Source organism: Microcystis sp. BLCC-F209 (assembly GCF_041928595.1).
Taxonomy (GTDB): Bacteria; Cyanobacteriota; Cyanobacteriia; order Cyanobacteriales; family Microcystaceae; genus Microcystis.
In genome coordinates this window covers 1-13,939 of the sequence record NZ_JBHFLL010000289.1, presented here as the reverse complement: position 1 = coordinate 13,939, position 13,939 = coordinate 1, and the positions used below count along the sequence as shown (strand labels likewise).

General features: G+C 38.5%; 15 protein-coding genes and 1 pseudogene. 3 read left to right on the top strand and 13 right to left on the bottom strand.

Annotated features, from left to right (window positions below; all coding sequences use genetic code 11):
• Positions 1-178: 178 nt before the first annotated feature.
• Complete coding sequence (locus ACE1AQ_RS18415; RefSeq protein WP_110545194.1) at positions 179-2,491, bottom strand: polysaccharide biosynthesis tyrosine autokinase; 2,313 nt, start codon at positions 2,489-2,491, stop codon at positions 179-181.
• A gap of 797 nt (positions 2,492-3,288) precedes the next feature.
• Here ACE1AQ_RS18415 and ACE1AQ_RS18410 point away from each other — a divergent pair.
• The 3 genes from ACE1AQ_RS18410 (at position 3,289) to ACE1AQ_RS18400 (ending at position 4,471) form a co-directional block, all read left to right on the top strand.
• Positions 3,289-3,474: a hypothetical protein gene (locus ACE1AQ_RS18410; protein WP_008202379.1), complete on the top strand. Its 186-nt coding sequence runs from the start codon at positions 3,289-3,291 to the stop codon at positions 3,472-3,474.
• Between the two features lie 126 nt (positions 3,475-3,600).
• On the top strand, positions 3,601-3,960 hold the full coding sequence (locus ACE1AQ_RS18405) for an IS630 transposase-related protein (RefSeq protein WP_216362934.1): 360 nt from the start codon (positions 3,601-3,603) through the stop codon (positions 3,958-3,960).
• A complete protein-coding gene (locus tag ACE1AQ_RS18400; protein WP_008204666.1) occupies positions 3,914-4,471 on the top strand; it encodes an IS630 family transposase in 558 nt (185 codons plus the stop codon). The genes ACE1AQ_RS18405 and ACE1AQ_RS18400 overlap by 47 nt, the downstream gene beginning before the upstream one ends.
• Positions 4,472-4,657: 186 nt before the next feature.
• On the opposite strand, the gene ACE1AQ_RS18395 is transcribed toward ACE1AQ_RS18400, so the two are convergent.
• The 12 genes and pseudogenes from ACE1AQ_RS18395 to ACE1AQ_RS18340 all read right to left on the bottom strand — a co-directional run.
• Entirely contained in the window at positions 4,658-5,506 is an 849-nt protein-coding gene (locus ACE1AQ_RS18395) for a glycosyltransferase family 2 protein (RefSeq protein WP_008202388.1), read from the bottom strand.
• A gap of 2 nt (positions 5,507-5,508) precedes the next feature.
• Entirely contained in the window at positions 5,509-6,456 is a 948-nt protein-coding gene (locus tag ACE1AQ_RS18390; RefSeq protein WP_008202390.1) for a bifunctional 2-polyprenyl-6-hydroxyphenol methylase/3-demethylubiquinol 3-O-methyltransferase UbiG, read from the bottom strand.
• A 43-nt stretch (positions 6,457-6,499) separates the two neighbouring features.
• Positions 6,500-7,414: an FkbM family methyltransferase gene (locus ACE1AQ_RS18385; protein ID WP_110545191.1), complete on the bottom strand. Its 915-nt coding sequence runs from the start codon at positions 7,412-7,414 to the stop codon at positions 6,500-6,502.
• Between the two features lie 60 nt (positions 7,415-7,474).
• Positions 7,475-7,861 carry a polysaccharide biosynthesis C-terminal domain-containing protein gene (locus ACE1AQ_RS18380; RefSeq protein WP_371413508.1) on the bottom strand — a complete coding sequence of 129 codons (387 nt, stop codon included), beginning with the start codon at positions 7,859-7,861 and terminating at the stop codon, positions 7,475-7,477.
• Positions 7,827-8,129, bottom strand: coding sequence for an oligosaccharide flippase family protein (locus tag ACE1AQ_RS18375; RefSeq protein WP_216362932.1), 303 nt, complete (start codon positions 8,127-8,129; stop codon positions 7,827-7,829). Before ACE1AQ_RS18375 ends, ACE1AQ_RS18380 begins: the two co-directional genes overlap by 35 nt.
• Before the next feature lie 300 nt (positions 8,130-8,429).
• Positions 8,430-8,828, bottom strand: a complete 399-nt coding sequence (locus tag ACE1AQ_RS18370; RefSeq protein ID WP_253257741.1) for an FkbM family methyltransferase — start codon at positions 8,826-8,828, stop codon at positions 8,430-8,432.
• 122 nt (positions 8,829-8,950) lie between these two features.
• The gene (locus ACE1AQ_RS18365; RefSeq protein WP_106908345.1) at positions 8,951-9,700 is read right to left on the bottom strand and encodes a bifunctional 2-polyprenyl-6-hydroxyphenol methylase/3-demethylubiquinol 3-O-methyltransferase UbiG; all 750 of its coding nucleotides are present in this window, start codon (positions 9,698-9,700) and stop codon (positions 8,951-8,953) included.
• A 444-nt stretch (positions 9,701-10,144) separates the two neighbouring features.
• Positions 10,145-11,680: an oligosaccharide flippase family protein gene (locus ACE1AQ_RS18360; RefSeq protein WP_110545189.1), complete on the bottom strand. Its 1,536-nt coding sequence runs from the start codon at positions 11,678-11,680 to the stop codon at positions 10,145-10,147.
• 83 nt (positions 11,681-11,763) lie between these two features.
• A complete protein-coding gene (locus ACE1AQ_RS18355; protein ID WP_253257740.1) occupies positions 11,764-12,264 on the bottom strand; it encodes an FkbM family methyltransferase in 501 nt (166 codons plus the stop codon).
• Between the two features lie 398 nt (positions 12,265-12,662).
• Positions 12,663-12,941: a hypothetical protein gene (locus ACE1AQ_RS18350; RefSeq protein WP_008202405.1), complete on the bottom strand. Its 279-nt coding sequence runs from the start codon at positions 12,939-12,941 to the stop codon at positions 12,663-12,665.
• Positions 12,942-13,025: 84 nt separating this feature from the next.
• Positions 13,026-13,409 carry a hypothetical protein gene (locus tag ACE1AQ_RS18345; protein WP_008202408.1) on the bottom strand — a complete coding sequence of 128 codons (384 nt, stop codon included), beginning with the start codon at positions 13,407-13,409 and terminating at the stop codon, positions 13,026-13,028.
• Between the two features lie 167 nt (positions 13,410-13,576).
• Positions 13,577-13,885 (bottom strand): annotated as a pseudogene (locus ACE1AQ_RS18340) (transposase); the annotation flags it as partial.
• Positions 13,886-13,939 lie beyond the last annotated feature (54 nt).

Genomic DNA, 13,939 nt, shown 5'->3' with positions numbered 1-13,939 from the left:
TCGGTTAACAATCTGTAATATTCCTTGTTGACACCCTTACTGACAAGGAAAAAACTGAAATCAAGTCAGGATAAGGGTTGGAGTGCTTACTGAAAAAATTGTTAAGAAAGATCCCTATAAGGGATAGCTTATTAAGGGGGGCAGGGGGGATCGAAGCCAAAATCTATCTTGAATTTAATTATCTTTTCCCGTAGTAATGGCCATAGTAACGATAATTGTGGTCTTTCCGACTAACATTATTAGCCACTAAGCCTAACACGGAAATGTGGGATAATCTCAGATCTTCGAGCAGATTTTTAAGCACAAAGCGATCGGTTTTGCCCAGTTTGGTGACGAGAATTAGGCCAGTGGCCATGGCGGCGAGAATTTTGGCATCGGCAAAAGCGGCGATTGGTGGTAGATCGTAGATAATTAGATCAAAGGTGTGGTCTTGCTGTAATTGGGAGATCATCTCCTGCATTCTCTGGGAAGAAAGCAAGCGGGTCGGATCCGGGGGAATTTGACCGGCGGTGAGAATCGATACATTCTCGTAGCGGGGTAGAGGTTGAATTGCCTCGTTCCAATCGAGATTCTCGGCGAGGACATTACTGAGTCCGTGGTCGTTATCGAGATTAAGTCGCAGGTGAACCTGGGGTCGTCGCAGGTCGGCATCCACAAGTAAGACTCTTTGTCCCATACCGGCGGCCGCCTTAGCGATATTTATTGATATGGTGGTTTTACCATCTCCCGGTGATACAGAACTAATCACGAGGGACTTGAGGGGGGAATCGGAACCGAGGAGGCGAATATTGGTGTTAAGAGTCCGGAAAGCTTCCGAGAAGGGGGAGAAATTATAGTAGGACGGGTTTTCGTTGGCTGATTTTAGGGTAGTATTAGGGATAGTAATTTTGCGATCGCCGACTGTTAACTGGGGTAGGGCGGCGGTGATCACTTTTTCGATCGTACCGAGGTCTTTTTGCCAAGGAATTGCACCTAAAAGGGGTAGTTTGCTATCTTCTTTTAGTTCATCTGCACTGTGATGAACGGGGTCTAATCTTTCGGCAAAAAAGGCCGCCCCTAGGCCTAGTAACAGACCACCGATAACCCCTAAAGCCAGATTTCGCACGGGTTTAGGGGAAACGAAGTTCTCCCCTACTTCTGGGGAGGAAATTAGTTGCCAAGGCACCACTTGTTGTGCCACCTGTAGCTGTAATGTTTGTTGTTGCTCCAGAAAACGGCCGAGACTGGTGGTGGCAATTTCCAATTCTCGCTGCAAATCCGTATAGCGACGGGCCAAAACCGCAAGATTTTTGACCGAGTCTTTCTGTTGTTTCAGGGCTTGGGCAAGGGATTCTACCTTAATTTCTAGGGTTTGGCGACTGTTAGCGGCTTCTACCAATTGTTGGGTTAATTCTACCCGCAAAGCGCTCTGAGATACCAAAGCCGGGGAATCACCCACTGTCTGGGGCAGTTTTTCCCCTAAAGTTCTCTGTGCCTCGTTTTGCAGTAGGGGCAGTAAATTAGCCCGTTTTTCCTCTAGGGTGGCGATTATCGGACTATCTTTCGCAAAAACTGCCGATTGTTTCGCCAGTTCCACCTCTACTTCCTGCAGCTGCTTGAGCAAATCTTGATAACCGGGAGATTCACTGAGATAAGTAGCGATAATTGCTTGATTAGGGGCCAATCCCACCTGTTGCTGTAAAGCTTGATAGCGAGAGTTAATTTCGTTAAGGGCAACTTGGGCTGCCCGATAATCTTGTTCAGTAGTGGTTAACTGTTGTGATAAACGAGTCGCCTCTTTATCGGGATCCAGGAAATTGTATTGCTGCCGGAATTGCTGCATTTGTTTTTGTAGAGAATTAACTCGTTCCCGCAGCACCGGCAATTGAGCGTTAACAAAATCTAACCCTTGATTAATTTCGGTCTTCCGTTCCTGAGAACTATAGTTTAGGTAATGACGGGCTAAATTATCTAAAACCAGCTTAATTTTTTCCGGTTCCTCATCTTGATAGGAAATTTCTAAAACTTTCGTCTCTTTTAATTGAGTAATTTTGAGATCAGATTTGCCAGTTTTACTAATTAAATCACTGTAGGTAAAGTCGGGATACTTAGGGGTTATTTTACTAAGGATGGGGTTAAGGAGTTGAGGACTTGTTAAAACGGCGATTTGGGTATCATAATCGATGTCTTCACCCCCCAACTGAGGTAGGATATCTTGGGCTGCCAACCTGAGAGAACTTTGATTTTCCTCAATGGGTTGACCGATGAGCAGCTGGAATTTACCTTGATAGATAGGGGTTTTTAAGAAAGTATAAGCAGCGATCGCAGTAGTCACCCCTACGGTGATGCCAGCGATTAACCACCAGCGATGCTTGATCACGGAAAGGACTTGGCGCAGGTTGAGTTCCTCTTCTTCTTGCGTCGGGGAGGGGATAAAAGCTGGTTGGGCAAAAACTGGCAGATTTGCTTGACTTTGGGTTTTTAAAGCCCCGTTTTGTTGGTTGTTCATCATTAATCAAATAGTCAAGGGATAACTATATTAAACCGCATCTAGTATGCCAGTATAGCTTGAGAATAATTTGGGAATTTGTCCAAACATGGTATCTATTTAAAATAGCCTCAAACCCTTATAGAGTAAGGAATATGACATCTAAAGCTGAGATTGACTTCGGGACACTTTTAAGGATATAAACCGCAATCAGCTAGAGAACTGGAATTTCACTGGCAGGCCATTAACCCTTAAAAGTATTGCTATGCAAAGATCATAGCCGAAAAAACCAAACTACGGTTTTCCCTGTGGATGCGGTTTAAAAGATTTTGCGGTAGCAATCTGGCTCGATTAATTACCGCTTCATCATAACACCATGCTACAATGGCAACTATAGTTTTTACAGAACTGCTAACTTTTGTCCTGCCGCGTCTTATAGTCAAGCTTGCTGATAATCCCCCCGACCAATCAGAACATCCATAGGTAGCCATTCTACACTCAGGAATAGATAATTAAGCGGTTAGTTGACCAAGAGTTTTTTCGGGGCAAAGGGGGGACAATTGGGACAAGCAGATATAATTAACCGATAAAGCCGAGAAAAATAGTTTATTAATGGCTAAAAACAGCTTTAAAATCAGTAAAAGCCGTTTGTTTGCTTAGTGTCCTCAATGTAAGTGAGATAATTGAGCAACTATCTTGAGAATTACCAAAATTGCACCCCTAGGTTGACAAGGATGCTGAAATAGATTAAACTCACTGAGAACGCAGCATCTGTATCGCAGGTGTAGAGTAAAAAAATTAGAATACAAGCATCAAAGAATATGTCTAAATTACTTAATAACTTGACTTATCTGCTGAAGATTATTCTCCAATATCTAGAATGGCGATTCAAACTTTATGCCACTAATCAAACAGCTATTATAGTTGATCAAATGGGCAAAGTGGGTTCTAGCTCGGTGATGAAATCCTTAGAAAAACAAGGTTTTTTAATTAATGCTCGTTTTTGATTTAAAATGCCGATGAGAGAATTTTTGGGGAATTGACAAAAATTCCGATCGGAATCAAAATACACATATAGCAAAGAGCGGGATAGTTAGGACATAATAGAGAAAAAGAAATGAGGAGAAGCTTTCATGGCAGCACCCTATAGTGATGATTTAAGACAGAAAGCAGTGAGTGCCGTAGAGCGAGGGGAGAAAAAAAGCCATGTCTGTCGCACTCTCAATATTAGTCGTAATACATTAGACATCTGGCTGAAACGGAAGAAACAAACTGGGACGGTGGCCGCTAAAACTAACTATCGTCGAAGGCCGAAGCCCCAAATTGACGATTTAGAAGCCTTTCAAAAGTTTGCCGAACAATATGGGCATTTGACCCAAGAAAAAATGGCGCAAAAATGGGCTAACCCAGTCAGTAGGATGAGAATTGGTCAAGCCCTCAAAAGAATTGGATTTACTAGAAAAAAAAACTTATGGCTACAGAGAAAGAGATGAAGAAGCCCGAAAAGAGTTTCTCCAAAAAATCAGAGGTTATGCCCCGGAAAGATTTGTCTATATTGATGAAGCTGGAATAGATAACACCATCGATTACCCTTATGGATATTGTCACAAATCAGAAAGATTTGAGGCTTTAAAGTTAGGTCACTGTAGCGAAAGAGTTAGTGTGATCAGCGGTTGGTGGCGTGGTTCCACTATCGCGCCAATGGTGTTTGAGGGGTACTGTAATACAGAGTTGGTGTGTGAGTGGATAGAACAATTGCTATTACCCGAACTACTACCAGGTCAAATTATCATCATTGATAACGCCAGTTTTCATCCCAAAGAGAGAATCAAAAAATTGTTAGCTAAAGCGGGATGTGAAGTGCTATTTTTACCCGCCTATTCTCCAGATCTCAACAAAATTGAAAAGTTCTGGGCTAGATTGAAAAACTATGTTAGTCAGATTATCAATGATAGTGAAAACCTTGTGGATGCTGTGAGTAAAGCCTTCAGGCATCTGTCCTAACTAACTCGTTCTATGCCATAGTACATAAGCTGGCACAAAGAACAAGGGCAACAAAGCCTGAAACGACCGGCTACTGACGACCGGCTACTGACTCCTAACCCCACCAATACACTTTTTCAGCAAACCCTAATTGAGAATGAACAAAGGTTTTATGAGGGTTTCAGGTGGTGCCATGCCGACGTCAATCTATTTTTTTTTTTTCGAGGTACCCTTTAGTATTGCAAAAACACATCCTTTCCAAACCCTTGTTATGTTTAAGAGAATCCAGGGTTTAGGGCATACCAAAATGACAAACACTGTCCAATGTATTGGGTTAACAGGATTTTTATTAGAAAAATAGCTTTGAACAAATTTGCCAAAATTATTATTTTCTAAAGATGGTAATTTATTGATAAAATTACTCTCATGTAAGTAGATTTTTAATTCAGGATTTACCAGAAGTTTTATTTTTTTTTTATATGCCCTAATGGTGAATTCATAATCCGATAAATAGTGAGGTAAAATTGTCGGATAAAAGTCACCAATAGTGAGCAAATCAGAAAATCTTAAAAATAAACTTCTGGTTGGTAGGCAGTTGATTTCTTCTGCTGAGGTAGTAGTTTTAAAAGTCATTGATTTCAAGTCAGCTTTTACCCCTTGATTTACTACACTTACAGTATCTGGTTGAAAACCTTGTGCGGAAACAAGTGTCTTTTGTGAATATTGTAAGATATTTATTGCCTTTTCTATGAAAGACCGATCAAAAGTAACATCATCGTTAGCCATCAAGACTATATCGGTGGCTTTAACATTATTATTCTTTAACCAACTGACACCCTGCTGTAAACCACCAGCCCACCACCAATTTCCATTTCCCTTGATGACTGTCAGAGACTCAATCTGACTTCTAACCATCTCTTCAGTCCCATCAATAGAACCGTCATCAACCAAGATAAGGTGATAATTGGTGTAGGTTTGTGATTTCAAACATTCAACAAACTTCTGAGTGATATTTCGACGGTTGCAAACTGGGAGAATAATATAAACTTTATCCATAATTATTGCCTCTTTTTCAGGAAAAACACATAATTATCTCCTTGACCTATGCTATCACAAAACCGTGTAATTAGGTGATTGACTTTAGTTTTGTGAATAGCGGCTAGAAGCTTAAGTGCTAATCTCTGCTTAAAGCTTCGTTCCTCCTTAAAAGACCAAAATGCAGATGGTACGTCCATATGTGGAAATAACATTAGGTGTATCCACTGATACAGTAACCATTCAGAACTGGTTAAAGTTTTAACTTGTTCCACCGTTAATCCAGCTTGCTCAGATGCCAGTTGCATTGATTGTACCGAGAAGAACTGAAGGTGATAGGGGGCGTGCCAATTAATCCACCGATGCCCAAAAACACTAGCTCCCCATCCATTAGAGTTGGGCGTAGTCAATATTGCTATTCCCCCTGGCTTTAAAACCCTAGCAATGCCACGTAGAGTTACTATAGGATTGGTAACATGTTCAATAACTTGATCCATAGTTATGTAGTCAAAAAAATCTGGTTTATAAAGATTCGGATCAAATAACCCAACGTGCACTTTATAGTTAAATTTCTCAGCTACGCGGCGAATGTTTTCGTCGGCTTCGACCCCATAAACATCACAGCCACGGGACTCATGATATCCCAAAGATTCGCCAAAACCACAACCAATATCTAAAATACGAACATTTTGGGGTATCCAACGAAAAGCTGAGGAATAGGAACCGTTCATCCAAGCTTTAAAAGCGTTAATCTCTTTATGAGGCTGATACTGTTCAAGAACGTATTTCGAGCGTGGGTAGAACTTCGTATAAAGTTCAGCCAAAACTTCTGGTGTAAATTCTCCTTTTAAGTGTTTGTGACCGCAGACAGAACACTTGGCAAGAAAAAAGTTTCCTGGGTAGCCGTATCTATCATCGTATAGCGGTAGATTATTTAAAGCAGCTGAAGAAAGACAAATTGGGCATTTCATGATTTTGATTACTTAAGGAATTTCCATAGATTAAATTATTTAATTATTCAGTTAGTTCAATTGGCTCAACTAAGGTTTTACAGTTCCTATCATGGTATTCTCTATCTACATGAATAAAGTAGTAATTATAATACTCATCTGAATGCTTTTCAAATGGTTCTAATGAGGCTTTAATAGAATTAAAAACGAATGCTTTATAGCCATAAGACAGGATTGATTCAATTGTCTGTTCTGGATTTAGATTTGAGTTTTCTCCACCATAAATTTCTACAAACAAATCTGGTTTTAAATTGTTTAAGACATTCTCAGCACCCTTGATAACTTCTGTTTCTAAACCTTCTACATCAATCTTTATTAAAGAAATTTTTGAAATTTCATTCTCCTTGACAAATTCATCAATAGTTGTTACCGGTACTTGAACTCGATTAACCACTTTTTTTCGCTTAGTATCCTTGAGAGAGCTATAAGCATTATCTTCACATTCAAAGAAAGTAATACTACAAATCTTATCCGAGACAGCTTTAGGCACCACAATTACTTTATTTGCCAGAGAATTTTTAATTATATTCTTCCTTAAAATACTCGCAGTTCCTGGAGATGGTTCAAAAGCATAGATCTTAGTGTTTTTACCAGACCTTGCTAATTTCATAGAATGAAGACCAATATTAGCTCCTATGTCTAATACAATAGGAGCGCTATCTTCTAATAGTATCTTGCTCAAGAAGATAATTTCATTTTCTTCAAAGCTACCTTGAAAAAACAATTGTTTACCTATAACTGATGAATAACAATACTCTATTTCAAGACCATCAATTGTCTCTAAAATTCTTTGATTATCTATATCTATCTTGAAACCTAATAGATTTTGGATGATTGTTTGCTTGAACAGATCATCTCCGAAATAACGATGAATACGACCTCTTAGTTTTCTGTGAAGCTTCCAAAAGAGATTTTTCATGGCTCTAAATCTTTTAATGTTTAATAAATTACATCTTTCATTTCTTGTCAATTTTATGGTTTATAGTAGTATTCTATTTTTTATGTTGGAGAGATAGATTAAGTTGTGATTGAGGCGAAAATGAATTAAAAATGCTTTAGTTACCATCCATGCACTCCTGTATAAAAATGGGAAAAACAGATATAGACCATATAGCGCAAATCCATAAGAGATCACTGTTGCAATTGCTGCTCCAAGACGTCCATAATGAGGGATGAGAAGAAAATTTAATCCAACATTGGCAATAGCACCTAATGAGGTTCTTGCAAAGGTTAACAGAGTCATATTTTCCACCATCATCCACTGATTAAACGCTATCCCTACAAAGACAATAGGTCTCGACCAGATGTGCCATACCAGAATTCGACCAGCTTTAGTATATTCCTTGCCGAACAAATTTGTCAACATAAGGAACTGAAACAAAAGTCATGGGAACTGCGATCACCAATGCTATCCAAGCCATGAGATCGTACAGTTGTTGTAGTCTAGCATAATATTCCTCTCTACTCCGCTGCTTTGCTCGAATAATTGCTGGAAATGCCGAGGAACAAATTGCTATAGCAATAAAATACCAAATCTCTGAAAATCTGACCGCCGCCGCATAGTTTCCCACTGCTTGAGCATTTGCCATATTACCGAGCATAAGTCGATCGATCTTCATGTAAATCGGGAGCATCTCATTTATGCAAGTGAGTAATTATACTTGTCCCTAAAACTGATTTCTAGCAAGGCTTTTAAAATAGCTTGACATAAAACCTGATTTAGAGGTTACAAAGGTGAGATGCTCCCTGTAAATCGTTACCATGACACCCGATAGGATCAGCGGCCATGAATCTCCCAGCAATATCTTTGACTATCTGCCAATCTAAATCTGGGGGCGATTCATCGGTAAAATCGGGAAAAGCTATAACTGGTTTAGCGATTTTTGGCTTTGCTGATTTGAGATATGAATTTTCTTTTGTGGGATTTTTAAAACCTAGACCCAAACTAACTTTTGGATGGGTGCAAGGTTGTTATTCATACCTTGATTCAGCAACGCCGCTTTTGACATTTCATCCGTAATTTCTATTAACAGTCGAGAGATTTTTGGGGATTGAAACATTTCCAGCATTCTCTTGAGTATAAGGTATTCTCCACCTTCAGCATCAAGTTTCATTAAATCTATATGCTGTACATTATTCTTTTGTAACCAGGTAGAGCCTTGAAAAAGTTGAACTGGTATTGTCTTAAATTTATCGGGATCCGCTGAAGAATCAATAATGTCGCCCAATGAGTGATAAACTTCCATTCCTGGTGCGCCTGAATTGAATTCTACAATCTCATCTTTTTCTCCAAAACCGGCCTGATGTATTTCAATGTTATTAAATTTGTTCAACTCCTTATTTTTTCAGTTAATTTAAGTTGATTTTGCCGAAAAAGATTTTGATCTAATCTTAATCTGCAGGTGATCGCTCTTGTTACCCTTCTTGAAAAAAATTTTAGGTTGTTCATGCAATGTCAGTTATGTCTTGCTTGCTGTTGTATAAGTTCATCTGTCAACATTTCATTGTCAAGTTTAGTCCTCGAAGCAATAAATATAGAACGACTCAAACCTTGATGTTTTTCTGGATGACTCCAGTCTAGAGGAAATTGCTCATGATTAGGTTGTGTTCTAGGGATGTAAACATAATCAAAATGATTTTGTAAACGAGAAAATATCCATCGTCGTGTCGGACGACATCCCAGACCAGAAAAAGCCTGAGTAGGGTTAGTTTGTATTTCTTTGACAGGATTTATCTGTTCATTATCACCAAAAGAAACACAAGTTTCTAAAAAAAGAATTTTTTGACAAGATTGACTTAGAAAGTCCAAGGCCAAATCAGGATTTTTCAAATGGTAGAGTAATCCATAGCAATGAACTACATCAAATGGACTATTTTCAATTGGCTGAGGAGAATCCAAATCTAATCTCAAGATATTAACTCCGGGGTAACGCAAGACAAGATAATCAAGATTATCTTGTCTTGTTTCTGTTATCGTAATTTGGCACTCTCTGTCTAGATAGTAGTGAGAGTGATCACCTATCCCTGCTCCTACTTCAAGTACTGACATACCTCTTACGGGTATGTTAAGGCTGGCCAAATGTTCAAGTCGTCTTGCATTATGCCTTAAATAAGCATTTGAGTGAAAGTAAAGAACAGGAGCATTATTTTTAACTATTTTGTATCCCAGGTATTTAAAAGTCTCCTGAATAATATTTTTGAACATGACTTAAATCCTCTAAGGTTCCTATGTTTATGTTTATCGGAATATACGGGCTTTTTAGTAACTCAAAAGCTTTCTAGGAAAAAAATTCTTGAATTTTTTTCCTAGAAATCGTGGTTACTGTCTAGATGGTTAGGGAGTAAATAAGGTTTTAGCCTTCCCCCTATAAAACTGGGCGGCTAAAGTCACAGCAGTGCGATAACGTGTCTGAAACCCGCCTTGTTCCCAATACCTTCCCAAACTTCCATCCTATTGTATCATACCTACTGGTCAATGACAACCTCGGCTCGTAAATGATTATGTAGCAGATGAAAGGTTCCACAGAAGATATTCTACCGACAGGGCATATTCTATAGCAATCTTAAATGAGATATACGAGTATATTTGCTTGGAAAATATAGAAACAGCTTTTTAGATAAACACATCAATCAGTTTAACATTGGTTGACTAACGCTCTTTTGACATATTCAGCTTACCACAAAAAAGCAAAATAGCTCTACTTAAAGTTTTTGTTCTACCCGTACTACCAAAACATTTGTTTTCTAGATAATAAACAAATAAGATTCCAGAAAAATAAAAAATTATTAAAGAGGTAAATTGTGTGATCAATGTAGCTTTGATTGAATTGTTTACAAGGTGAATAAAAGTAGCTACAATCATTAAAATAATAGATGATATTAAGGGTTGGATTGTCCATTTGCTGAAAGTCAACCAATTCATATTATTATGAGCATGGCGCAACAAGTAAATGACTCCTACAATCATCATCAATTGTCCGATAACTGCATATTTAAACCCAAAATTTAGTGATAAAAAAACGAAAAAGGGAAAATAGAATAGGCCAGTAATTATAACATAAATCCAGTTTTGTTTTGCATTTCCTTTACTTAAATTAAAAAAGAATGTAACTATAGCTTGTGCATGAATATAGCCTACCCAGCAAAAAATAAACAACTGAAAACTAGCTTTGCTAGAAAATTCGGCATTGACCATAATAGTCAATAAGGCCGGACCTGCAATAATCAGTCCTGAATAGACAAAACCAGCAATTAACCCAATAAACCAGCGCAAGCGGTCTTCTATTTGTTCTGCTACCACTTCTAATTTATCTCCTTGAGCCGAGAGCATGGGAAATAGATAAGAAGACTGTCCAACTAACATTTGGTGAACTGTTTTATAAATTCTTTGAGCAAAGGTGTAAAAAGGTAAGGAAGAGCTGCCAAATACAGAAGTTAAAAATATTTTATCAACACCATCAAAAAATATAACTTGTATCTGAGTCATGTAAACCCATTTTCCAAAAGACCAAAGCTCAATAAACATAGCTTGATGCCAGGAAGGACGTGTCAAAAATCCCAGGATTTTAGTGACTATAAACCCCGTACATAAACAATTTAGGAAAGATAGAGTTAAACTAATTATTCCCAAGGTTAAAATATTAGGAAAGGCTTTCAAAAAAGTGATTCCCAAAATACCATTGGCTAACATAAAAGTAGTGTTGAGCTTTGTTTGCCAGTCAAATCTCTGAAGAGAAGTGAGAAATATATTAAAATAACTGGTGATTTGTTGTAACAAAAATGCCAATCCTAATAATATACAGTACCAGCGCCCTATATCAGCATTTCCTTCATATTTACTCCACTGAACAATCCAAGCAGAACCGAAAGCGAAAATACAAAACCCAAACAATCCAAAAGCGAGAGAAGTTGTAAAACAGACACCAGCTATTTTCTGAATTTCTTGATAATTCTTTTCTTCATGAGCGCGACTAATCAACCGGGTTGCAGCCGCACCCAGTCCCAAACCGCTAAAGGTGTTGTTAATGCCAACAATAGTCGCAATGGCAATGGCAAATCCAGCCTCCGCTTCTCCCAACCAGCGAATCGTTAACCCGGCAAACAGAAATCCTAAGATGGCTGTCATTAGAGAACCGATGGCAGTCCACTTAGAATTATTAACAGCTTTGGCAAGTAGATTGCTCAACTAAATAGGCTCCTTTTTGATCCTGCTCTAATTACATATAGCGTTTCTGATTGACAAGAGGTACATTCCCGATCCTGAACAGCTTAATCAGCAAAGGTTTGAGTGTGCCGCACAGATGCGAGAACCGCTATAACATCAGTGTTCTTAAATATAGCATCCATTTGCAGTATTTCTGAAGGATTTTCGTTGTATCGCCATTCAAATCCTTTGCCAACCATAATATATTTATTCTCTTCTAGTAGTTTGATGATTTCCCATAGATAGGGTTGCTCTCGATAAAACTGACGAAATGATAATTCAATCACTAAGTATTTAGATTTTTTTAGCAAATTTATACTACCCTTTAAAACCTCAAGCTCAAAACCTTGAACATCTAGTTTAATTACATCAGGGATTGGTAGATCATCACTGGCATATATTGCATCTAAAATTCTAATTTCTACTTCCTCCTGCTCTTGCTGGTTTTGTGAAATACTATTAGGAAAATACTTATTTTGTTGTTCATAATCAATAAAAGATGCTGAAGCAGTTCCTCCTTTAATTAATAACTTATCTTCCCTTTCACCTAAACCACACTGGTACATAACTTTAGTAACCCCAGGTAAGGGTCAAGATTGCAATTTATCCTGATACTGAGATTGGGGTTCAAAAAAAACCACGTGTTCTAAAGTGGGACTCATTTGACTTAAAACATAGGTCCAGTGACCGGCATTTGCCACTATATCGCAGAGATACTTTGGTTGCACGAATTTAAGCAATACATCTATGGTATCAAAACAATCAACATACCGAAATATCATAGGGTCACATCCAAAATATTCGATTCTTTTCGATAGCCGAAACATCCTACTCGAGAGACCTTTTAACAGTTTAGCCAACAATAGTTTTTGTTCCATGATAGTCTATCAATTATTTTGTCAATTAGTTTCACAAAAGGTTAGGTTAAATTGTCGAGACGCAATCGCCGTCATTTTCCTCAAGCTTATGACTGATTTTCTGGTTTAATTTGCCGAATCAAATAGCGAACTTCTGACAGCAAAACCTCAAAACGCTTGTCTGACTCTTCCTGTCTTTGTCTCATTTCATCCATATCACGCTGTTGCTGTGCTGCGATTTGTAGCAAAGCTTGTGCCGTCAATCTTACTCCTTCTACTGATTCTCTCAATTCCGAAACTGATTCTTTAATTTCGGAAAGCGAGTCTGCTAATTCATCTAGCATTTCATCTGTCCATCTCCTCCGTTCCCCATCCCTTCTTGTCATGGCTTGTTTTTCTCCCTTCTCAGTCTCAGGAGCTGCTTAAACTGTAGATAATTATAGACGCAATCGCCGCCAGTCGCGCCAAGCTTACGATTGATTTTCTGGCTTAAGTTGCCGAATCAGATGGCGGACTTCTGACAGCAAAACCTCAAAACGCTTGTCTGACTCTTCCTGTCTTTGTCTCATTTCAGCAATTTCTGCTCTCCTTGCTTCATTTTCTCGTTGTTGCTGTGCGGCAATTTGTAGCAAAGCTTGTGCCGTCAATCTTACTCCTTCTACTGAATCTTTGATGTCCGAAACTGATTCTCTCAATTCTGAAACCGATTCCCGCAATTCCGAAACTAATTCTCTCAATTCTGAAACCGATTCCCGCAATTCCGAAACTGAGTCTTTGACTCCCGAAACTGAGTTTGCCAATTCATCTAGCATCTCATCTGTCCATCTAGACTGTCCAGCTGAGCTTCTGGTCATGGCTGGCTTTTCTCCTTTTTTAATAACTGTTTATAATTCATCTATTATCGACGCAATCGCCAGCAATTTCCCAACATATTTCCTCTCTAAGCATAACGGTTGCTACCGTAGTACACAATCAGCTAAATTGTAAAGCTGTATGGCTCTTCGTTACTCTTTATGCTAAATCAACAGACAAGATGCCAAGACAACATACTTCTAACCCAAAAATTCCGAAAGTTTCTCAAGCCATAGCCTCTCCGTTTTATTAGTTTAAGTTTATTGTTGATTCCCTCGACCACCCCATTCGTTGTCCTTCGCTCGAAATAACTAATTATTTCTCCAAACCAGTTTCGGATTGTTTGACAACTCTTGGTAAAAACACTGGAAGATTTTGCCAACTATTCCGTGATGGATAGCAGTCCTTCTGTCGGATTCTTTGAGGTTTCATAAATCTTTCTAAATTCTTCCTTTAACTCGTGCATCTTTTTCAAATTCCGTTACGTCATTTCTTCGACTAACATTTAAAATATCTTCTTCTTTTAATTGTT

Excerpts from the sequence above, each read along its gene's own strand:
- ACE1AQ_RS18415 (WP_110545194.1), bottom strand. The coding sequence starts at position 2,491 with ATGATGAACAACCAACAAAACGGGGCTTTAAAAACCCAAAGTCAAGCA.
- ACE1AQ_RS18385 (WP_110545191.1), bottom strand. The coding sequence starts at position 7,414 with ATGAAAAATCTCTTTTGGAAGCTTCACAGAAAACTAAGAGGTCGTATT.
- ACE1AQ_RS18365 (WP_106908345.1), bottom strand. The coding sequence starts at position 9,700 with ATGTTCAAAAATATTATTCAGGAGACTTTTAAATACCTGGGATACAAA.
- ACE1AQ_RS18355 (WP_253257740.1), bottom strand. The coding sequence starts at position 12,264 with ATGTACCAGTGTGGTTTAGGTGAAAGGGAAGATAAGTTATTAATTAAA.
- ACE1AQ_RS18345 (WP_008202408.1), bottom strand. The coding sequence starts at position 13,409 with ATGACCAGAAGCTCAGCTGGACAGTCTAGATGGACAGATGAGATGCTA.
- ACE1AQ_RS18405 (WP_216362934.1), top strand. The coding sequence starts at position 3,601 with ATGGCAGCACCCTATAGTGATGATTTAAGACAGAAAGCAGTGAGTGCC.
- ACE1AQ_RS18375 (WP_216362932.1), bottom strand. The coding sequence starts at position 8,129 with ATGCTCCCGATTTACATGAAGATCGATCGACTTATGCTCGGTAATATG.
- ACE1AQ_RS18350 (WP_008202405.1), bottom strand. The coding sequence starts at position 12,941 with ATGACAAGAAGGGATGGGGAACGGAGGAGATGGACAGATGAAATGCTA.
- ACE1AQ_RS18395 (WP_008202388.1), bottom strand. The coding sequence starts at position 5,506 with ATGGATAAAGTTTATATTATTCTCCCAGTTTGCAACCGTCGAAATATC.
- ACE1AQ_RS18410 (WP_008202379.1), top strand. The coding sequence starts at position 3,289 with ATGTCTAAATTACTTAATAACTTGACTTATCTGCTGAAGATTATTCTC.
- ACE1AQ_RS18380 (WP_371413508.1), bottom strand. The coding sequence starts at position 7,861 with ATGTTGACAAATTTGTTCGGCAAGGAATATACTAAAGCTGGTCGAATT.
- ACE1AQ_RS18390 (WP_008202390.1), bottom strand. The coding sequence starts at position 6,456 with ATGAAATGCCCAATTTGTCTTTCTTCAGCTGCTTTAAATAATCTACCG.